A 20,017-nucleotide genomic window follows, 5' to 3' on the forward strand; every position below is an offset into this window, starting at 1 on the left:
GCGAGTTAAGAGGTGTATTAGTAATGTCAGTTAAAAGAAGGTTTATTGACCCTTTCTTTCCGAACAGACCAGTTGACGACCCAGAACGGTTTTCTGGTCGTGATTATCAAGTAGATGAAGTCGTCGACTCGCTATTTCAAACCGCAAACGATAACCCAAAACACACAATCATTACAGGTGATCGAGGCATGGGAAAAAGTTCCCTATTACTCCAGGCGAAGTTGCTTGCCACCGGAGATAATAGACTGGCTGACCGATTAAACATTGACCTGGGTTATGATAAATTCGATTTTATTGTCGCTTGGCATGATGCGAATGTTGATCAAACTCCGCAGAATATTGTTTCTGGTCTATTGAGAGACCTTGAAACAAATATGAGCAAATTTTTTGGAAAATTCAATCTTGAACTGGACATATACGGTTTCAAAGTAAACTCCTCTAAAGAAGAATCTAAAAAATCTGTAACTGATCTAGTTAACGATTTTTGTGATCTAATTAAGAAAAGCTACAAACCTGTTTTGGAAGGTAAGAAGCAAGGCATTCTCTTGTTTGTCGATGAGCTTGATAGAGTAAAGCCTGATTCAGGTATTGGGTCATTCTTTAAGTTGTGTACTGAGAAGCTTAATAGAGAAGGTTTGAAAAAGGTTGCTTTCTTTTGTGCAGGTATTACCGGCGCGGTTCAAAAACTAGAAGAGGATCACGCCTCAATCTTTAGAACGTTAAGAGACATCCCTATTCCTAGACTATCAAAGGAAGAAACAACCTCGATTTTACAAAAAGGGTTCGAAAAATGTGGTTTTACTTACGAACCTGCGCTATCTGAATCAGTTTATAAGCTATCAGTGGGATTCCCAGAGCCTGTCCACATATTGGGCAGCGAAATGCTCTCTGTCAGTGAGGATAATCACCTTACACTTGAAGATTACGAGAGCGCCAAGAAAAGAGTAGTCACCGACGTTAGACGTAACAAACTTGAATCGCTGTTAAAAAGGGCAGGATATGGAAAATATCAACTGATACTCCAGGCTATGGCCGCCTACGAGGGATCTTATGTTCCGTTAGAGTTTATTTCTAGTTACATTGGTTACGATCAAAATCAGTTTAGTACGAATATCTCCAACCTTATAGATAGGGAGACAATTTCGAGGGTAGATAAAGGAGTGTACACCTTCGTCGATCCCCTTCTAAAAGAGTATATAAGGAACTTTGGTATTATTAGCATAAAAGAAGAACATCTGGCAGAAAATGTTACTCAAATGACTTTGTTTTAGATAGTTGGAAATCGGGGTTTAGTTGCGTAATCCCTCTTGGGAAGTCTTAAATAATAAACCTCTCGAACACAGGAGTCCGCAACATTCCCGACCGCGTCCAGTTCCGCATCTTCACACGGGCACGAATCCGCGGCTCAACGTAGACGAAATTGCGATCCTCACCGGTAACCAACGGCTTCACAACGTTATAAAACGCCTTCTTATGTGTAGGATTTGCGCCTAGCTCGATAATACCGGCTGGGCGCATTTTTGCGTTATCAAGCGTTGGCACGGCCGCCAGCCATCCAAATTCCTCTTTCCGGTAGCCGATAATAAACACATCGGCATACAACCAGTTAATAATTTTGCGCCAGTTGTCCGATCGTCTTCCCGTCTCATAAATGCTTTCCTTCCGCTTACCGACAATGCGCTCCATCTCACGTTCCTCTATCTGAGTAAACAACGCTTCGCCAGCACCTTCTATAAATGGAATAATGCCGAAGTTGTTGGACGGTAACGGTATCGATGAGAGTATTTCTTTACGCTTCAACAACGGCAGTCGCCGGAGATCCACTCCATTATTTTGCAGCACGTCAAAGATAACGAAAGTGACAGGTTTTGAAACGGAAAGTGCAGCAATCTTATCAGTCTTCTTCGCCTGGAATCGTGTCATGACTGTTTCAAAATCCGGGTTGCCGGTCGCGGAATCAACGCACGCGATTTCGCCGTCTAATACGATGTCATGCGGAAACAAAGCGTTGGCTATCTCAGGATATTGGTGAGTACAGTCGTTGTTATGGCGTGTGTATAGGCGAACAACGCCATTCTGCTGCGAAAAAATCAAGCGATGGCCATCGATTTTAGGTTCAAATATGAAGCGCGAGTCTGAGAATGGAACTGGCGCTGTTGCGAGTAACATCGGATCAATAAACATATAAACACCTCGAAATAATTATACCGTTCAAGGTTATGGCGATCAGGCTATAAGTTATGTCATTTAAGTAGGGTTTAATTTACATCGATAAAAGAACTAATGTTCGCATATAATACAAACAAATGTTCCTGTTTTATTGAAGGAGGGGTATGGATTGAAGTCACGGCAGCGAGTGGTTATGTTGGTGGACTGCCAATCTTTCTATGCCAGTGTGGAAAAAGCCGAGCACCCGGAATATAGAAACCGCCCCTTGGTGGTTGCTGGTGATCCAGAAAGGCGCACAGGCGTTGTTCTGGCTGCATGCCCAATAGCCAAAGCCAAAGGGGTAAAGACGGAGGATAGACTAGGTGAAGCTTATGCAAAGTGCCCTGAGCTCGTAGTGATACGGCCACGCATGCAAAGGTATATTGATGTGGCGATGCTCATCACGGACATTTACAAGCAGTATACCGACCTTGTCGAAACGTTCAGCATTGATGAGCAGTTTTTGGACGTAACTGGGGCTATGCATCTCCATGCTGACACTCCTGAGGAGTTGGCTCACTTGATCCAAACACATGTCAAGGCGGCGACAGGGGTCTATATTCGCTTCGGGATTGGGGAGAACAAGATACTTGCGAAGACTGCTTGTGACAATTACGCCAAGAAAAACCCATCCGGCATATACACTCTCACAAAAGAGATGCTACCTGAAACCTTATGGAAGCTTCCTGTAAGCGACATGTATATGGTAGGACGTCGGATGACGCGGCACTTCACCGTAATGGGGTTGCCAACGATCGGTAGTATAGCTCAGACTCCTCTTGGAAAGCTCAAGCAGATGATGCGGCGCAAGTTTGGAAAAAACTCAGACATCCAAGCCGAGTTATACTGGCGGATTGCAAACGGCATCGACGATAGCCCCGTGCGGCCGGGGACACATCAGGTCGCCCCTAAATCCGTCGGCCACATGATGACGTTGCCGCGGGATTACGGCACCATTGAAGAGATTAAGGTCGTGCTGCTGGAGCTTACGGAACTGGTCTGCCAGCGTTGTCGGGCATTAGGGTTCGCGGGCCATGTGGTATAGGTCGGGTGTATGGGAGCCGACTTCGATCGCCCCACCGGTTTCTCCAGGCAGATGAAGATGGAGGACCCTTCTAATATCACAATGCAAGTATATCGTTGGGCCTGCAAGCTGCTAGAAGAGCATTGGGATGGACTACCGATTCGGCGGGTGGGCATTAGTGTGACGCAGCTCACTCCGGACAATGAATATCAGATGTCGCTGTTTGATACTGGTCGGGAGAGACTGATGGCGCTCGAACGAACAACCGATGCATTGAAACAGAAATACGGGAATTCAATCGTGATTCGAGCTGTATCTATGACGGCAGCTGGGCAGGCACTTGATCGATCGGCTAAGATCGGAGGACATTATAAATGACAAAATTAGACGGCAACGGATTATGGGAGTCAAGTCGGATGATGCTTCCTGAACATAGAGAAACGATCATCCGCCGGCAGTTGGAAGAGGGTAGGAAAGATCGGCCAACGCTGGATCCGCAGGAAATGGAATTGATTGAACAAGCGTTGGCCGAGTCTTTTTATGAGCACCGTGCCGTTACCGTTAGGCTGTTTGATGAGTATGAAGATACAGAGTTAACAGGTATTGTCGTACTGATCCATACCTTCAGACGAGAGATCAAATTGTCTATGTCTGAAGGTGAGTGGCAATGGATTAAGATCGATGAAATTATATCTATTGGATGATAATTCACTATGATAAATGAAGTCATTAAAAAGCAGCCCGATTAAGAGCTGCTTTTTTTAATGTGCTTATTCATGAATTTGTTTTGCGATATCCATCAGTTCATCAATTGTGGCAGTGTTGGAAATTATACTGAACAGGTGGTCATTCGTAATCAGATGCACAACTTTTCTAGCTTCCCCGTCGACATAAAGCGTTGATATGCCATTAACTTCGGTTGTTTCAACTGTTTCAAGGGAGTAATCATCTTTTAAGCTCTCAATGACATATGGGATATCCTTTGTTGCATCAGTTTGGTTTACGAGTATTTCGTCTCCATTTGCAGATCTGAGTAAGGACATAATATGAAGTCCGTACTCCTTCTGAAATGCTTGGACATTCTCTTGAGTCAACCCTGTAGATTGGAGTGATGCTATATCGCCTGAAAGCGGAATGTGTATATCCTCTGCTGGTATTTCTGTAATATCAACCAACCCTTCATGCGGTATCCCAGGACCAACAGTTGTTTCTGGTTTAGTTTCAATTGTTTCTTGACCTGTAGATACAGAATCATCCCCAACTGAGCTGTTAGTGGTTTGCTCCAACGGTGAGGACGCTTCAACAGCATCTTTTTGTACTTCTTGCTCCGCTCCAGAAGCATATGAATAGTAAGCAAAACCGCCACCGCCAAGAACCAGTGCGCTCGCTAAGGCCGTAATAGCTAATTGTTTTTTCATAAGAAATCCTCCTTTAATAAACTCTTCCAGAGTTTACGGTACTAGAATTGCTTTTATACTGCAGGTAGTAATTTAAAGTTGAAGTATTACCACCAGGATGAACATAGCTTACATAATAGGTTGTACTATGAGGTCCCCAAAAATAAAACTCGTAATCAGTCACAACAGTGGTAACATATTTATTCATTGCGTTCCAACTTCCTGATCCTACCACCCCATCAGAAGTCAAACCCTCTCTACTTTGAAAAGCTTTTACTGCTGAAGTTACTCCAGCACCAAAACTACCATCGATTGACCCTACAGTACTTTGATATCCCGATGCCCATAAATTTGATTGCAAAGCACGTACATAACCGCCGCTTGACCCCTGTCTTAATGTTGGCCAACCGCGGAAATCGTTATCTGCATGTGCTTGACCGGAGATTCCAAGGCTACCAACAAGTGCTACAGATGCAAGGGCAAGGGATAAAATAGACTTCATTTTTTTCTTCAACTCAACCAACCTCCTTGAATATGGGATATTTACCATAATATATATGTTAATGTAATTTATAACACTAATTAACTTTTGTGATAAATTGTCCTATTATTCGACAAAGAATTGAGTCGATGCGACTACTCTTTCCCTAACACTCTGAGATAATTGTCTTGATTGAAAGATTCCTCCTTTAGTTAAGTATTTTGTTTCTCATTTATATAAACACCGATAAAACTAAAAGGTTGGTAATTATTTGGGATTTATATAAAATTAATACAAAAAAGATACATAGAGAATAATAGATTCAAAAACCAACAAAGTTCTTGTTGAAGGACGGGTTGGTCTAGACTCAAATATAAAATTACCCGCCAGCATTTAGCTGACGGGCTTTAGTTTTCTACCAGAACTTCTACCAATTCTTCTACCCAATGTCGGAACCCGGCAGTCCCATTACATGGAGAAAGCCTTATTAATTGTGGGTTTAGGAACTTAAGGGTCCCCAAGGGAAACAGCATACAACGCACTCGTAATGCGTAGGTCGGGGTTCAATTCCCTTCACCAGCATCTTTATAAAGTCAATAACGGCGCGGCTTTCCGTCATTCGGGAACCGGGCCATTTTTGTTTAATAACCTACACTTCTAACATTCTTCTAACCTTTAGTCGAGTAAAGTGGGGTTTTTGTGCTCGATTTGATTCCCTAAGATCGAATTACCAATTGTATTCAGAACAGCTCCTTGCAAGTTGGGTAGCACGTGGGAATTGACGCGGAAGAGCTCAGTAACCTGATGGCCGATTTCGGTACCATACCTGTTACGGTGATTGAGGAGCCGGTTGTGGAGGTTGATTTCGACGTTCAAGGGGCGCTTGATGACATCCGGGAGCCAGAGACGCAACGGGGAGATATTTGGCAGCTCGGCTCTCACCGATTGATGTGTGGTGATTCAACCAGCATTGAGGATGTAAGCTGCTTGATGGATGGTGAACTGGCAGCACTTGTGGTTACGGACCCACAATATCACGTGGCCGTTGAAAGTGACTCTTCCCGCCTGGCGCTGACGGGCCAGGAGACAATAATGAACGACGACATGCCCGCAAAGGAATTTGCGGGCTTTTTGCATTCCGTATTTGAGAGGTATGCCGAGCATATGGCGCCGACGGCCGCGATATAAGTCTTTCATCCATCTTCTTACCAGCCCCAGTTCGAGGACGCCATGAATGCAGTAGGATTTGTCATTCGGAGTCAATGCCTATGGGCGAAGAACGCGGCTTCATTCGGTTGGTCGCAGTACCGCTGGCAACATGAGCCGGTATTCTACGCTCATATAAAAGGAAAGGCTCCTGCTTGGTATGGTGACTGCCGGCAGACCAATGGCGTGCTGGCCTGCCTTTGGAAGGACCTGAACCATCCACGGTCTGGGAAGTGTCCTGTGGTGATGTCGGCAAGTATGTCATCCGACACAAAAGCCGCTGGAGTTACTGGCCATACCGATCAAGAACAGCAGTCATCCAGGTAACACAGTGGCGGATTTTTACGGCGGAAGCGGGTCTACATTGACGACTTGTGACCAACTAGACCGGCCCTGCCGTACCATCGAGATTGATCCGAAGTTCTGCGACGTCATTAAAAATCGGTACAAGGAAGCTACCGGCATAGAGCCAGCCCTCATTTCTCGTTTAGTATAGAAAGAGGATATAGTTCGTGTTTATTGAATGGATATATATGGGTTGAAGAACTCTTTAAGGAGGCTAGAATGGATCTAGAGAAAGAAATTCAAGAACTAAAAGATCGACTTGATTCAGTGGAGAGGAAAGTTGGGAAGAGACCACATGGTGGTTCGAAGGGTTTGAACTTAGGTTTTGTAATTATAATTGTTGTTTATCTATTGTTAGTTCTTATTGGGATTATTCAATTTGTGAACGCAGGATAAAGACCGCCAAGGGGCGGTCTTTTCTTTAAGCGCGGCTTTCCGTCATTCGGGAACCGGGCCGTTATTTGTACGTGTTGGCGAATGCACAATATTATTCGTTCCCATCAAAATGATAAATTAGTTGCACAACGCCTGAGGAGAACGTTCTTGTATTCACCATTTTTAAATTCAACCTCTGTTTTATATCCACAAACAGCGGTTTTCCTTCTCCCAAAACGACAGGGTGAACGGATAATCGATATTCATCAACAAGTCCCAAGTTGATAAAAGTCGTAATAAGACTTGCCCCTCCGTACAGCCAGATGTCTTTACCAGGCTGATTCTTTAATTTATTTACTTCTTCAAGAATGCGATCATTTATGAATATTGCTTTATGATCAGTCCCCTTTTGCGTCCTGGAAAATACATACTTTTCTTTGCTGTGAACCAATTCCCAAAATTCTTTTTCAGAATCCGTATGTCCAATTTCCGGAGTGAATTGTCCCCATAAATCATAGCTTTTTCTTCCATATAGAATGGTGTCGATTTGATTTAAAAAATGATTAAACCCCATCTCAGAGTCCATAATGCACCAATCAACTTCACCATGTTTCCCTTCAATAAAACCATCCAAAGTAACCGCTAAATCTAAAATTATTCTTCGTGTCATGATGTATTGCTCCTTTCGTTACGTTAATCTACATCCAGTATAGACCTCAAATACGTCACCTTATGTCATAATCTGCCCAACCTCGTTAAAATGGCCTTGTTCTTCCTCTCTAGTAAGTACGATGCTCTTAAAGAGCGAAAAAATAAATGAAATATTTGGGAGGTTTCATGAACAAACTAAAAATTGTTATTGGTTGTATTTTGTCATTTTTGATTATGATTTTATGCTTAAGGGCAGGTTATTTAAGTCTCAATCCGCCTATTCCGGAGACTGGACCAGTAGGTGAGAATCTACCGATACCTGATGGAGGAAATGCCTTTTTATATTTTCTAGCTTCTGGGCTTTCATTAATTGCATTGATCATTGGTATTTATAGATCCCTTAAGAAGTAAAATACACAAAATAATTTGCAAGTAGCTATCTGTAAGTTAATCTAACAAGCTATAGCTAAGTCTTTTCATGAGCACTGTGCCGTTACCTTAAGGCTGTTTGATGAGTATAAAGAATATAGAGTTAACAGGTATTGTCGTACTGATCGGCATGTCCAGACGTGAGATTAAAGTGTCTACTGGAGAAGGTGAATGCAACTTTTTCTTTGAGGTGATATTTTGGGAGATAAACCTTTTAAAGCTTTGAGATATATAATCACGTGGATAGCTTTTATTTTTGTTATATGCGTTTGGTTCAGTTCTCACAAAACGTTATATTTAGGGTTTGTAACTCTGTCTGTAAGTGCCGGATACCTAATGCACATTGTAGGAGTGAAAAGAGGGGAAAGTGAAGATAGCAAACTGTTCTTATCCATCATTTCGTGTTGTTTATGTTTTTTTGTCTCGTTATATATTTTTAGTATAACACTTTAGCCCGCCAGCATTAAGCTGACGGGCTTCAGTTTTCTAACGGCATATAAATTTGCAAAATCCTAAGAATAACAAATTCTAATCAGCAGACATGGCCTCTGCTTTTGTTTCGTGGACCGTGCCAAATGGATGCTCTGGAGGGGCATATATCACGTATATTTTTAGCGGTACGCTGCCCATATTGGTTACATTGTGCCATTTTCCAGCAGGTATCATGATGGCATAGCCATTATAGGCCATTTGTTGAAAATCTAAATTATGTTTGCTATCGCCCATTTGAACAAGCCCTTGACCTTGTTCAATGTGTATGAATTGGTCGGTTGTGGGGTGAACCTCTAATCCAATGTCATCTCCAACATGAATGCTCATTAGGGTCACTTGTAAGTGCTTCCCAGTCCATAAGGCGGTTCGGTACGTATTGTTTTGTTTCGCAGCTTGATCAATATTCAGTACAAGTGGTCCTCGCCCATAATCCGTTATTTGAATATCTTCATCATCACGATTCCAACGGGCATCATACCAACTGAAATAATGAGGATTCAAGTTATGAAGCCGGTTGTAATCGTTCCAGTATGGATATCTTGGATCAAACACTTGATAAGGGTAACATAGATCGCGGTACATGTTCATTCTCCTTTTATCGTTTCATCATTTTCCGATTATCCTATGCTGCTGCCTAATTAAACGATTCGAAAATGGGCTAGGGCCTATAACTTAAGACAAGCGGTAAGCTAAGACATGGATATCGTCTTGGACTGCCGCTTTCAGATTTTAAGTTACCTTGCGCCTGAAATGGAAACAGAAATATAGCTGAAAACAAAATGGATGAATCGCCACTAACAACGCCTAACAACAAATAAGCCAATATTATGGTTAGGACGCCTTTAATCCCTTTCAGATTAAACCTCTTATAAATGGCGCTATCAATCATAGGTGATAGTATCAGACCTAATATGATAAAAATAAAAAAGTTTGGTACGAAATTGAACGCAAAGATGCCGCTATAAGAAGAATAATCAACGTAAGGAACCCTTTCAGAGATGGGTGTGTATATTCTCCAAGAGCTAAATAGGGTATATGCAATGACTGAGAGCAGCGCTGCCCCCAAAGCGGTATTTAGCCGTACCGTGCTGGTCCCGTGATATAATTCGGATAAAAAAGCGGAGCGTGGGCAGATGCTTAGACTGGAGAGTGTAGAGAAGAATCAAATAGGCGTTTATGCAGCAGCCTTGATATCAGGTGCAGTAATGGGCTTATTAAGCCCCGCCATAGGCATGTTTGTTGAGCCTGCCATATCATTCATGATTGCGATTCTTCTTTTCAGCATGTTTTGTCAAATTCCATTTCTTAAGCTGAGGGAGGCTTTAACCAACGGGCGTTTTATGGGGGCTTTATTGCTTGTGAATTTTGTTCTAACACCGGTTCTCGTCTATATTCTAACCTCGGTATTTCCTCAACCGGCTCCCGTTTTACTTGGTGTTTGCCTTGTGCTTCTGACGCCATGCATTGATTATGTTATTGTTTTTACACAGTTAGGAAAAGGGAATGAGCGATTGATTCTTGCGTCCACACCGATCCTTTTTGTAGTACAAATGATTATGCTTCCGTTTTACTTGTGGCTTTTCCTTGGCTCGGAAGCAGCAGAAATGGTCAAGGTGGGCCCATTTGTCGAGGCATTTATCTTCTTGATTATCGTCCCGTTGCTTCTTGCTTTGGCTGCACAGTTCTGGGCCAAGAAAAGTGCTAAGGGTTCAAAATCGTTGCAATTAACCGCATGGCTCCCAGTACCCTTTATGGCGTTTGTTCTTTTTGTAGTCATTGCTTCACAAATCGGGAGGGTGTATGAAGACCTTAGCGTTATCATAGCGGTTGTTCCCATTTATGTTCTATTCCATATCATGACGCCGTTTATTTCACGGGCGACTTCGGCGTTTTTTCGAATCGGACCCAAGGATGGGAGAGCGCTTATATTTAGTGCAGGGACACGGAATTCATTAGTCGTGCTTCCTTTAGCACTTACCCTGCCTGAGGAAATGGCTACGATTGCAGCAGCGGTAATCGTCACTCAAACCGTGATAGAGCTAATTGCCGAGCTTGTTTATATACGTATCGTGCCAAATTTGATTTACCGGGATTGAAAATAAGTTACCGCCTGACTGAACAGGAAATATCGTCGCTGAATGACACTTCGGTCGCCGACAGAGGCTGGTTGGGTTATTTTTTTGTCTATGAGCAGTACGTGCGCCCTGACACTTCATGAATTATTGAATACGTTATATCGTATCGTAAGCAAAGGAGGGAATCTCATGGGCGAAGTTGGATACGGCGGGTATAACTCTGTCGGAGCGATTCTTGTTCTCTTCATCTTGTTGGTCATCATTACTGCTTCTTTCTGGGTATAATTTCGTTTCTTTCGCGTAACAAAAAGCCCTGCCGACTCATGTCGGCAGGGCTTTTTAAATCCTAAAGGGATGATCGGTAATGGGGCTCAAAATATAACCATCAGGATCCCGAATACGAGTACGATCGATCCCAGAACCACCAGAAGAATCCCGCTGGATTTTATATAGCGAATGTAGTCGGAATCAGGCTCCGACCCATACTTTATGTTCCACATTTTATATAAGGACCCCCATGTGGGTTTGCGTATCCTCATGACACCACGAATGATAAAAGCTGCAGCGAACACGATAAGTACAAATCCAGACATATAACCCGTCTCCGATCGGTTAGAATAGAAGTAACACGGATGAAATCACCGCCTTGCCAAACATGAAGGCAATCTCCGGGAAAGTTCCATTGTATGCATAATATCAGGGATTCCGGATGAAATGAAGCTTGGGCCTGGGGCACAAGAGGTCAGCTCAAAACCGTAACCGGGCCATTCGATATAGGCTCCAGCAAACACCGACCGTACCCCATTGGAGTATCTTATATATTATACTCGTCCTTGCAGTAGGATCTATAGTTGCCTTGCCTAGTAAACGTGGAAGCATGAGCGGAAGGAAGGGACGCGGCCCACTTCGCTGTATTTAGCCACCAGGCTATTCAACAACCTACAAAGGCGGTGAATGATCGTGAAAAAGGTTTGGATTGACGCAGGACATGGCGGAAAGGATGCCGGAGCCACCGGAAACGGGCTGCAGGAAAAGGATATCGTATTAGCGCTGTCCCTAGCCGTGAAAAAACGATTGGAAGCCGAATACGACGGCGTTCAGGTAAACCTCTCCCGATCTTCCGATGTGTTTCTGGAATTGGCGGAACGGACCAATAAGGCAAACGCCGCCGGTGCCGATATCCTGGTAAGCATCCACTGTAACGCAGGCGGCGGTGCAGGGGGCTTCGAGTCATATCGATATACCTCCCCAAGCCCTGGTTCGGTAAAACTCCAGAGTGTTATTCATTCGGAGGTCATGAGCGCGATTACATCCTACGGAGTAAGCGATCGAGGACAGAAGGCGGCTAACCTGCATATGGTCCGTGAATCTAAAATGCCTGCGGTGTTGACCGAGAACCTGTTTATCGATGTGGCAGCGGATGCAGCCAAGCTGAAACGGCCGGACGTGCTGGACGCTCTGGCGAGAGGCCATGTCAACGGCATTGCCAAATACCTGGGACTTCAGAAGAAAGAGGGGGCTGCTGCGGTGAGCGATAAGGTCAATGTCATTGTAAACGGTAAGCAGATCGAAGATGGCAAGCTGGAGAATGGCGTGACCTATGTACCGCTCCGGGCCATCGGTGAGGCATTAGGCGCCAAGGTGGAATGGGATAACAAGACCAAGACGGCTACGGTGACGACCGAATAGACTCAAGTCCGGTGACTTTTAGATGAAGTGCCTTCCTCGCCGTACCTTGATGCAGATGCACAAGGATGCGTTCATGTTGAACAATTTATGTCTCTTTAATCGTAATTTAAGCTCCCCTTAATATTTCGGGCATAAGATAAAAGCACCCCTTTTAAAAAAATATATCAGAAGCCCCTCTAACATCGGTTAGAGGGGCTTCTTTGGTTGTCTTCCCTTATTAGAGGAAAGACCCGGGGTACGGTACTGATGGAATATTTACAATCCCAGCCATTTCGTAATATAAGCGGATACGGCTAATTCCTGAAAATCCTGCCAGCTGCGAAATGGGGTATGCTCAACGATAAACGGGTTAATCGTGCGACCTTGTATGAATTCGTCAAAATCTTCATCGGTGCTTCCCTCGTATCCAGCGGCCTTCAGCAAGTGATCGATGGAAGAAAACTTCGTATGTCTTTGAATGAATGATTCCGAGAACAGTTCTTCCACGGGCACCTCTTGTTTCATGTCCGAGAGCCTTGCGGCATTTTCGCGAATTTCTGATAGCTTCTCTTCATCCAGTCCGTCTAATCCACTGATCCCAGTATTCATTATGCCCACCTCCAAAAAGTTGCACGTCACTCTATTATACATATACGAGTATGCTGAATTATCGGATTCGCTTTTTTTTGAAGCGGGTATTGACTCGCTAGATTTATATAGAAAGAAAAGACGGAAGCGGCTCCTTCAATTGTATATAATCGCAGAGAGGCCGTGCAGTTGTGCGGTTTATTCTTTATGCACTTAAGAATAAACGATCATCACATTATAATTATTCTTTACCTAGGAATGATCGGGGTTTTCATGTAGACTGGTAATGATTTACTGCCGGGCATGCCTGTGTTTGGGGAATGACGGTCCGTACATACTTGCTTGCATATGGGGGTGGGCACTGTGCCCAAAAAAGAAAAGGTATCCATGTCATGGCTGCTGCGGTATTTGAAGCCGGTAAAAGGACGGCTGATCCTGCTGCTGGCCATGCTGCTGACGTCGACCGGCTTGCAGCTGCTGAATCCGCAGATTGTCAAACGCTTTATCGACACGGCAGCCGGCGGAGGCGTGATAGCCACGCTGATCCAGCTTGCGGGATTATTCCTGGTCGTGGCTGTGTTGAACCAGCTGATTACCGTAGCTGTCAGTTATCTGGGGAATGATATTTCATGGCGCGCGACGAACCGGCTCCGCGGCGATCTTTTGAAGCATTGCTTACGGCTGGATATGCGGTTTCATAATGTGAAAACGCCCGGCGAGATGATTGAGCGGATTGACGGAGACGTGACGAATATCTCGAATTTCTTTGCGATGTTCATCGTGCAGGTGATCGGCAGCTTCGTGCTGCTTGCCGGCATATTGGGATTTATGTTTACGGTCAATTTGCCCATCGCGATCGTTATGACGGTGTTCACGCTGCTGTCCATTCTGTTCATGGTGTTCATCCGGAATATGGGCGTCAATTCCTCCAAGAACGAACGGGAAGCCAGCGCTTCGCTGTTCGGATTGATTGAGGAACGCATCGCCGGCATCGAGGATGTTCAGGCGAACGGCAACGTGCCGTACGTCATGAACCGGTTTCACCGCTTGATGCGCAGCGTGTTCCTGAAGGGGAGAAAAGCCTGGATGCTCCGCGTCGTACCCTGGAACACCACGGTGATCCTGTTTGCCCTAGCGGTTACCGCAGTCCTGTTACTGGGGGTACGCTATTATTTGATCGATGAAATTACGCTGGGAACCCTGTTCCTGATCTATCAATATACGCAGATGTTAAACGATCCGATCGAGATGCTGGGCGACCAAGTGCAGGAGTTCCAGAAAGCGAAATCCGGCATGCTGCGTTCCAGAGAGCTGCTGTCCAACAAGAGCGAGATCGTGGACGGGGAGCAGGAAGAGCTGCCCGAAGGCGCGCTCGGTTTGGAGTTTGAGGGCGTCAACTTCAGTTACAACGCGGATAAACCGGTATTAAAGGACATTAACTTCGAAGTGAAGCCGGGTGAACGCCTGGGGATCATCGGACGTACCGGCAGCGGGAAGTCGAGTCTCAGCCGCATTCTGCTTCGGCTGTATAACATCGACAGCGGGGTCATCCGCGTCGGAGGCACGGATATCACGAAGCTGAAGCTGCCCGCGCTTTACCGCCGGGTGGGGATGGTTACGCAGGATGTGCAGCTGTTCGACGGCTCGCTGCGCGACAACCTGACGCTGTTCGATCACGGCGTGTCGGACGAATTCATCCTGGAAACGACGGAGCGTCTCGGGCTTCGGCAGTGGATCGATGCGCAGCCGGAAGGTCTGGATACGCATCTGACCACAGGCGGGGCCTCGTTGTCCGCCGGGGAAGCGCAGCTGTTTGCGTTAACCCGGGTATTTTTGACGCAGCCGAGCCTGGTGATTCTGGATGAACCCTCTTCACGCTTGGACGCCGCAACGGAGACCATGCTGCAGGCAGCCGTCGATCAGCTGATGAGCAGTTGTACGGGCATCATCATCGCGCATCGGCTGGCTACCCTGGAGCAGGTGGATAAAATCTTGGTGCTGGGTGACGGACGGATTCTGGAATTCGGCGCACGGGAAGCACTTGCGTTAGATCCGGCATCGCATTATGCGAGACTGCTGAGCACAGGCAGAGAGGAGGAGCTGGCGTGACCATCACGGGTTTTATAGGGCGGCTGTTTCGATTTAGGCCCTCATTATTTTTAATCAACGGTTTATTGTGGTGCATCTTTCATTCGCTGCCGTTATTGATCGGGCTCGGAATGCAGTGGTTTTTCGACCGGGCCACATCGAATTCCACGGATTATGTATGGCTGGCCGTTCCTTTGATTTTTATTGCCGTTGTAAGGGTCGCGCGGGTGGGGACGTTCTTTGCAGCCTTCTATCAATGGGTAACGTATATTTATCATATCCAGGCTATCTTGCGCACTAACATGCTGGCGGGGATCATGCGCTGGCCGGGACGGAATTTGCCGGCTTCTCCAGGGGAGGCGATGAGCCGCTTCCGCGATGACGTGGATGAAGTTGTGGAATACGTGGAGTCCTGGGTGGATTTTTGGGGACGTCTTGTTTTTGCGCTCGTATCCGTTGTCATCATGGCAAGCATTAACTGGAAAATCATGCTGGTGGCCGTGCTGCCGCTCGTGGTGGTCACGCTCCTGAACAATTTATCCGGCAACCGCGCACGGCGTTACGGCCTGAAGAACCGGGAAGCTACGGGGCGCATCACCAGCTTCATTGCCGAAACCTTCGGCGCGGTTCAAGCCTTGAAGCTCGGGCAGGCCGAAGATCATGTCCATGAACGCTTCACGAAGCTGAACGAGGACCGCCGGCAGGCAGCGCTGAAGGATAATCTGTTCAAACAATGGATGCGGTCCCTGAACCAGCATGTGCTGAGCATTTGTACGGGACTGATCCTGTTGATGTGCGCAACCGAGATGCAGGCCGGGCATTTCACCGTCGGGGATTTCGCGTTGTTTACGACGTACCTGGCCAATATCGGGTTCAGTATTTCCTTGTTCGGATATATGGTGTTTCAGCACAAACGGCTGAAGGTTTCCTTTGACCGTATGCGCTCGCTGTTCCGCCCCGGCGAGGAGGACCGGATTATTGAAGCGAGGGAAACGTATCTGAACGAAGATCCTCCGGAACTGCCTCTCATTCGCAGGGAGCCGGGGGAGAAGCTCAAAGAGCTGGAGGTAAAGAATTTATCCTATCATTATCCGAATTCGGAGAATGGGATATCGAATATCAACCTCCGCCTGGAGCGCGGCAAGTTTCTGGTGGTGACCGGCCGAATCGGGGCCGGGAAGTCGACGCTTGTCCGGACCCTGCTGGGGCTGCTGCCCAAGCAGGCGGGCACGATTCGCTGGAACGGGGAAGAAGTCGATCCGGCTACCTTCCTGATGCCCCCTCGGGCGGCTTATACCCCGCAGGTTCCAAGGCTGTTCAGCGATCCTTTGAGAGAGAACATCGTGCAAGGGAAGAAAGAGCGGGCCGAGGAAGCGCTGGAACGGGCCGTCCGGCTGGCCGTCATGGAGAAGGACATCGAGAATCTGGATCAAGGGTTGGAGACGTTTGTCGGCCCGAGAGGCGTCATGCTGTCGGGGGGACAGATCCAGCGCGCGGCCACGGCGCGCATGCTGATGACCGGCGCGGATCTGTACATCTTCGACGATCTGTCCAGCGCGCTGGACGTGGAGACGGAGCAGCTGGTATGGGAGGGAATGTTCAAGGAGCGTGACGTCACCTGCATTGCAGTATCGCACCGCAGGGCGGCTCTGTCCAAGGCCGATCATATCATCGTCATGAAGGATGGACGGATCGAAGCGGAGGGAAGCTTGGCGGAGCTGCTCGCCACGAGCGAAGAGATGCAGCTGTTATGGCAGGGTCAGTCCACGACCGAGACCGAGGCCGCGGTAGCGGATGAAGCCGAGGTTAGCAAGGTATAACATTCAATGTGGTTTGGAATTGGGGATATTTGAACAGGTTTAAGAGCAAGGCAGCTTCCGTTGGTGAGGAGGCTGCCTTGTTTTGTATAATGATGGGTGGAATATACTGGAATTATATCGGTCATATAAGGGAGAGTTCCGCATGAAGAATCGCAAGTTCTTGATCACTTTCGGCCATAACCTGGACCATAGCAATATGGATGATCTGGTTTCAGATCGACTGTCCCGCCATAAGGGCCGGATACAGAAGGATTACTTCGATCCGGTGCTGCGCAAAGGGGCTGCGTTTATTCTAAACTATCAGATCATCGACACGAATGCGGACAGAGTCTCGCAGCGGTATTACTTGGATGACTACCACATAACAGAGGCCCAGCTGCAAGGCTTTCTGTACTCACTGAACAAGCTGAAGGGCACGCATGTGTTGTGCAATCCCAGGAAGCAGGGGCATCACTGGACCGTCATCGACGAAATCGAGTACAGCTGTTATGCCTATCAGACATTGGACGGAAGGGATCTTCGTTTTATAGAATACCAAAACGATACCAGGGCGGATGCCGTCATGAAGAAGGGGATACCCCGGATTCCCGAGCATCAGCACTACCTTGCCTTCCCAATGGACTGCAGTCAGGAAGAGAAGGATCGGCGGTTGACCGACTGGATCTGCGGGATCATTGAAGCGGCAAGCAATGACCTCTAGCTTCAACGCTACTTCAAAGAATACCTTCACGTATTCCCTCCACCCGGGAATACGCGATTGGCGCTTCGTCTGCCCGTCCATGAACCTATCATGAATTCCATCGGCAGATTCTATTATTTTGCCTGCGGGAATAAGGATATAAGTACAAGCCGATCGATAGGCTCTAGGAATAGGATGTAGAAAATGAATGGAAAGGGTGGGTTTTTCATGGAATGGAGCGTCATTTTTCAACTGATCGATCCGCGGCTGTTCATGGTCGTTGCCGCTTGTTGGGTGATCGGATACGTGCTGAAGCAAACGCCTAAGGTTCCGAATTGGAGCATCGTATATGTGGTTATGGTCGTATCCATCCTGTTGACAACCGGTTTGATCGGCTGGAGCGTGGAGAATATCATCCAAGGCATCCTTGCGGGGGCGTTCGCCGTATTCGGGCATCAGGCCGTTAAACAAACGGCAGAGGCGATTGCGACCAGAAAGAAGTAAGAACGGCTGCAATGGGCCCCAGGATCATTTTGGTCTAAACCGAACGTTACCTTGTAGCCTGCGTCTCCCGCCTGTTATCCTAAAGTTCATGAGATCATGAGAGGGAGCGTGAAAGACATGCAAAGGAAAACGTTGAACGTTGAGGCGCTGCCTGGGTTTGAGCCGGAGATCGGCCGCTGGATATGGGGACTCGAGGAGGTGCGGCGGACGATATTGAAACGGCTGGCCGGGATCCGATATGAGCATTTGAATCATAAGGCGGCCGGCCGGCAATCCATCGGTTCACTGCTATACCATATTGCCTTAATCGAAGCGGACTGGCTGTACGTCGAGGTGCTTGAATCCGATTGGGACCCGAAAATAAAGGCTTGTTTTCCCTGGGATCACCGTACCGAGGATAACCATCTTTCTGAAGTGCCGGATCAGTCACTGGATGAACATCTTCACCGCATGCAGAGGGTACGTCATGAATTGCTTGCCCATTTCCGAGGAATGGACCTTTCGGACTGGAGAAGACCCAGACAACTGGAGCCGTACGATGTGACGCCCGAATGGGTCATCTATCATCTGATTGAGCATGAGTCCCATCACAGGGGACAGATATTTCAGCTGTTAAGGGAATTGGAGCAAGCGTGAGCATCGTCCCGACGCTGGTAAGCTTCGGCTTCTTCCCGGAGCCCGCATCGCGGCATTTTAAGCGAATGTGCCGTAATTTTTATAACCACGCAGGGCAGGGAGCATTCCTTGCTCTTTTTGCGCATATCCTGCAACGATTCATTCCGCCATACGTATTAAGCCAGATAGTATGCGTTCGGAGGGGATACGATGAATAACGAATTTTACGTGGGATGGGGAACGCTGGCGCTGATCAATGCCGGGCTGGCCCAAGGAAAGAACAGAACGGGCTTAAACTGGTTTCTGCTGTCGCTGTTGTTAGGCCCGCTCGCAACCTTGTTTCTTGTCTTGTCAGCTAAAAGGTGAACTTGGCAAAAAAGGTAAATCGGGCAATAAAAAGAGCCGCCTCCCGGCAAGGGAAGCGGCTCTTATCGTATTTTACATCCGCTGAAACATCGCGGTATCACGGCTGTAGTGCGTCAAATAACCTGTTTCTTCGTTGCGGATGCGGACGACATCCGGCGTGTAGCATTCAATGTAACCTCGCTCGATCTCCACGTATACGCTTGCGGGGTCTTCCTCCCACACGGAAACCAGCGTTTCCGACAGCGCGGCAGCGAAAAAATGGATGTCTTGCGATAGGTACCGGCTATTGCGGTCTATATTCATTTCATTTCCCCTTGATGATTAGAATCGGATAACATGCGGTCTACTAACTCGTTCATTCCCTTCCAGGAATCCTTCAGAATAAATTCATGCTGAATATGCGCATTCCATGGGCGCGGAATCAGGATGGTCTGTTTTCCGGCTTTTCTCGCAGCAATCGCATTATGGGGACCATCGTCAATCAGAAGGTCAAACTCTACCAAATCCTTGCGCTTGGCCACGAAAAAATTCTCGAACGGAATAAAAGGCATATGCCTCTGCAGCCATCTCCATTTCTCGGGCACCGAGGATGGGCGGGCTGCGGTAACGACAATGACATCATAATCATGTGTCATTCTGTGAACCTCGTCAATCGTATATTCGTCAAATAGCTCGAGCTCTTCATACAAGCCGGGCTTTCCGAAGAAAAATTCTTCCGAGCATTCAGGATGCCAGATTTGGTGCAGGTTGTAATCGGTAATCTGATCGAGCGTAAGCTGGGGATCCTTGTACTGCAAATTGTGATAATGGATGGCTTTGGGAATCAGATGGCAGATCGTATCATCCATATCGATGGCGACTATTTTTTTGCTCATATCGTCATTACTCTCCTGTAATCATGAAATCTTCGAAAGATGATGTTCCGTAAATTGTAATGGACAGGATGCATATTGGCAAACCAAAATCAAAAATGGAAGGATGTTGCATTTCTTTCCCCTGACTCATT

The 20,017-nt window shown here is 46.8% G+C and carries 23 protein-coding genes and 1 pseudogene; 16 read left to right on the forward strand and 8 right to left on the reverse strand.

What is annotated here, in order from left to right:
- Positions 1–23: 23 nt before the first annotated feature.
- Positions 24–1,271 carry an ATP-binding protein gene (locus GYMC10_RS03375; RefSeq protein ID WP_012818857.1) on the forward strand — a complete coding sequence of 416 codons (1,248 nt, stop codon included), beginning with the start codon at positions 24–26 and terminating at the stop codon, positions 1,269–1,271.
- Between the two features lie 46 nt (positions 1,272–1,317).
- On the opposite strand, the gene GYMC10_RS03380 is transcribed toward GYMC10_RS03375, so the two are convergent.
- Complete coding sequence (locus GYMC10_RS03380) at positions 1,318–2,184, reverse strand: ATP-dependent DNA ligase (protein WP_012818858.1); 867 nt, start codon at positions 2,182–2,184, stop codon at positions 1,318–1,320.
- Between the two features lie 154 nt (positions 2,185–2,338).
- On the opposite strand from GYMC10_RS03380, the pseudogene GYMC10_RS03385 reads away from it, so the two are divergent.
- Positions 2,339–3,610: pseudogene (locus tag GYMC10_RS03385) on the forward strand (DNA polymerase IV).
- Complete coding sequence (locus GYMC10_RS03390) at positions 3,607–3,936, forward strand: YolD-like family protein (RefSeq protein ID WP_012818859.1); 330 nt, start codon at positions 3,607–3,609, stop codon at positions 3,934–3,936. The pseudogene GYMC10_RS03385 and the gene GYMC10_RS03390 overlap by 4 nt, the downstream one beginning before the upstream one ends.
- A gap of 66 nt (positions 3,937–4,002) precedes the next feature.
- Here GYMC10_RS03390 and GYMC10_RS03395 read toward each other — a convergent pair whose 3' ends face one another.
- Both GYMC10_RS03395 and GYMC10_RS31730 read right to left on the reverse strand, forming a co-directional pair.
- The gene (locus tag GYMC10_RS03395; RefSeq protein ID WP_012818860.1) at positions 4,003–4,650 is read right to left on the reverse strand and encodes a DUF4367 domain-containing protein; all 648 of its coding nucleotides are present in this window, start codon (positions 4,648–4,650) and stop codon (positions 4,003–4,005) included.
- 13 nt (positions 4,651–4,663) lie between these two features.
- Entirely contained in the window at positions 4,664–5,143 is a 480-nt protein-coding gene (locus GYMC10_RS31730; protein ID WP_012818861.1) for a peptidoglycan-binding domain-containing protein, read from the reverse strand.
- Between the two features lie 738 nt (positions 5,144–5,881).
- Here GYMC10_RS31730 and GYMC10_RS32850 point away from each other — a divergent pair.
- The 3 genes from GYMC10_RS32850 to GYMC10_RS32425 all read left to right on the forward strand — a co-directional run bounded on the left by GYMC10_RS32850 (position 5,882) and on the right by GYMC10_RS32425 (position 7,057).
- Positions 5,882–6,298, forward strand: coding sequence for a hypothetical protein (locus tag GYMC10_RS32850; protein WP_260871466.1), 417 nt, complete (start codon positions 5,882–5,884; stop codon positions 6,296–6,298).
- A gap of 319 nt (positions 6,299–6,617) precedes the next feature.
- Entirely contained in the window at positions 6,618–6,812 is a 195-nt protein-coding gene (locus tag GYMC10_RS32855; RefSeq protein ID WP_260871478.1) for a DNA methyltransferase, read from the forward strand.
- 68 nt (positions 6,813–6,880) lie between these two features.
- Complete coding sequence (locus GYMC10_RS32425) at positions 6,881–7,057, forward strand: hypothetical protein (protein WP_012818862.1); 177 nt, start codon at positions 6,881–6,883, stop codon at positions 7,055–7,057.
- Between the two features lie 91 nt (positions 7,058–7,148).
- On the opposite strand, the gene GYMC10_RS03405 is transcribed toward GYMC10_RS32425, so the two are convergent.
- The gene (locus GYMC10_RS03405) at positions 7,149–7,706 is read right to left on the reverse strand and encodes a dihydrofolate reductase family protein (protein ID WP_012818863.1); all 558 of its coding nucleotides are present in this window, start codon (positions 7,704–7,706) and stop codon (positions 7,149–7,151) included.
- A gap of 167 nt (positions 7,707–7,873) precedes the next feature.
- Here GYMC10_RS03405 and GYMC10_RS32150 point away from each other — a divergent pair, with 167 nt between their 5' ends.
- Positions 7,874–8,098, forward strand: coding sequence for a hypothetical protein (locus GYMC10_RS32150; protein ID WP_144374195.1), 225 nt, complete (start codon positions 7,874–7,876; stop codon positions 8,096–8,098).
- Positions 8,099–8,644: 546 nt separating this feature from the next.
- On the opposite strand, the gene GYMC10_RS03410 is transcribed toward GYMC10_RS32150, so the two are convergent.
- Positions 8,645–9,190 (reverse strand): cupin domain-containing protein, encoded by a 546-nt coding sequence (locus tag GYMC10_RS03410; protein WP_012818864.1) that lies wholly within the window; start codon positions 9,188–9,190, stop codon positions 8,645–8,647.
- A 551-nt stretch (positions 9,191–9,741) separates the two neighbouring features.
- Here GYMC10_RS03410 and GYMC10_RS03415 point away from each other — a divergent pair.
- From GYMC10_RS03415 to GYMC10_RS03425, 3 genes are all read left to right on the forward strand, one after another.
- Positions 9,742–10,704, forward strand: coding sequence for an arsenic resistance protein (locus GYMC10_RS03415; protein ID WP_012818866.1), 963 nt, complete (start codon positions 9,742–9,744; stop codon positions 10,702–10,704).
- 168 nt (positions 10,705–10,872) lie between these two features.
- Positions 10,873–10,968 carry a hypothetical protein gene (locus GYMC10_RS32705; protein WP_012818867.1) on the forward strand — a complete coding sequence of 32 codons (96 nt, stop codon included), beginning with the start codon at positions 10,873–10,875 and terminating at the stop codon, positions 10,966–10,968.
- A gap of 675 nt (positions 10,969–11,643) precedes the next feature.
- On the forward strand, positions 11,644–12,372 hold the full coding sequence (locus GYMC10_RS03425; RefSeq protein WP_012818869.1) for an N-acetylmuramoyl-L-alanine amidase: 729 nt from the start codon (positions 11,644–11,646) through the stop codon (positions 12,370–12,372).
- A 255-nt stretch (positions 12,373–12,627) separates the two neighbouring features.
- Here the strand turns inward: GYMC10_RS03425 and GYMC10_RS03430 are convergent, their stop codons facing one another.
- Positions 12,628–12,960 carry a hypothetical protein gene (locus tag GYMC10_RS03430; RefSeq protein WP_009591801.1) on the reverse strand — a complete coding sequence of 111 codons (333 nt, stop codon included), beginning with the start codon at positions 12,958–12,960 and terminating at the stop codon, positions 12,628–12,630.
- 342 nt (positions 12,961–13,302) lie between these two features.
- Between GYMC10_RS03430 and GYMC10_RS03435 the strand changes: the two genes are divergently transcribed.
- From GYMC10_RS03435 to GYMC10_RS32430, 6 genes are all read left to right on the forward strand, one after another.
- Positions 13,303–15,048 carry an ABC transporter ATP-binding protein gene (locus GYMC10_RS03435; protein WP_012818870.1) on the forward strand — a complete coding sequence of 582 codons (1,746 nt, stop codon included), beginning with the start codon at positions 13,303–13,305 and terminating at the stop codon, positions 15,046–15,048.
- Positions 15,045–16,847 carry an ABC transporter ATP-binding protein gene (locus GYMC10_RS03440; protein ID WP_012818871.1) on the forward strand — a complete coding sequence of 601 codons (1,803 nt, stop codon included), beginning with the start codon at positions 15,045–15,047 and terminating at the stop codon, positions 16,845–16,847. Before GYMC10_RS03435 ends, GYMC10_RS03440 begins: the two co-directional genes overlap by 4 nt.
- Positions 16,848–16,989: 142 nt before the next feature.
- Positions 16,990–17,547: a hypothetical protein gene (locus GYMC10_RS03445; RefSeq protein WP_041622091.1), complete on the forward strand. Its 558-nt coding sequence runs from the start codon at positions 16,990–16,992 to the stop codon at positions 17,545–17,547.
- A 207-nt stretch (positions 17,548–17,754) separates the two neighbouring features.
- Positions 17,755–18,030, forward strand: a complete 276-nt coding sequence (locus tag GYMC10_RS03450) for a phage holin family protein (protein WP_119850149.1) — start codon at positions 17,755–17,757, stop codon at positions 18,028–18,030.
- A 117-nt stretch (positions 18,031–18,147) separates the two neighbouring features.
- Positions 18,148–18,666, forward strand: a complete 519-nt coding sequence (locus tag GYMC10_RS03455; RefSeq protein ID WP_012818874.1) for a DinB family protein — start codon at positions 18,148–18,150, stop codon at positions 18,664–18,666.
- A 189-nt stretch (positions 18,667–18,855) separates the two neighbouring features.
- Positions 18,856–19,011, forward strand: a complete 156-nt coding sequence (locus tag GYMC10_RS32430) for a hypothetical protein (RefSeq protein ID WP_006208027.1) — start codon at positions 18,856–18,858, stop codon at positions 19,009–19,011.
- 72 nt (positions 19,012–19,083) lie between these two features.
- Here GYMC10_RS32430 and GYMC10_RS03460 read toward each other — a convergent pair whose 3' ends face one another.
- On the reverse strand, positions 19,084–19,314 hold the full coding sequence (locus GYMC10_RS03460; RefSeq protein ID WP_009591802.1) for a hypothetical protein: 231 nt from the start codon (positions 19,312–19,314) through the stop codon (positions 19,084–19,086).
- Positions 19,311–19,886, reverse strand: coding sequence for a 5' nucleotidase, NT5C type (locus GYMC10_RS03465; protein ID WP_012818875.1), 576 nt, complete (start codon positions 19,884–19,886; stop codon positions 19,311–19,313). Before GYMC10_RS03465 ends, GYMC10_RS03460 begins: the two co-directional genes overlap by 4 nt.
- Between the last annotated feature and the right edge of the window lie 131 nt (positions 19,887–20,017).

Source organism: Paenibacillus sp. Y412MC10, assembly GCF_000024685.1.
In the GTDB taxonomy this organism is placed as follows: Bacteria; Bacillota; Bacilli; order Paenibacillales; family Paenibacillaceae; genus Paenibacillus_AQ; species Paenibacillus_AQ lautus_A.